At 59.7% G+C, this 258-nt stretch carries 1 protein-coding gene; it reads right to left on the reverse strand.

Annotated features, from left to right (window positions below; all coding sequences use genetic code 11):
• Positions 1 to 258, reverse strand: a 258-nt coding sequence (locus tag HKX41_12165; GenBank protein ID NNC24890.1) for a type I-B CRISPR-associated protein Cas5, incomplete at both ends; no start/stop codon positions are given.

Here is a 258-nt window from a genome sequence, read left to right on the forward strand (position 1 = left end):
ACCGCGTTCGGAACCGCGGAGTCGACTTCGATTCGCTCGTTTTCAGAGACGGTCTCGACGTCGAACTCCCCGTGATATTCGATTTCCGCGAGGTGTTCCGACAGACCGAGGCTCGGAACGTAGTGTGACTTCCCGGACTCCAACATCTCTCGAAGCTCCCTGTACCGAGCGGTTTCGGCGAGCCACACGTCGACCCGGTAGGCGGGTTCGACGAGCACTTCGTAGTTGTGTTGTTGACGGAGCGCCGTCGGATTCGGT

Origin of the sequence: Salifodinibacter halophilus (genome assembly GCA_012999515.1) — a bacterium.
GTDB classification, from domain to species: domain Bacteria; phylum Pseudomonadota; class Gammaproteobacteria; order Nevskiales; family Salinisphaeraceae; genus Salifodinibacter; species Salifodinibacter halophilus.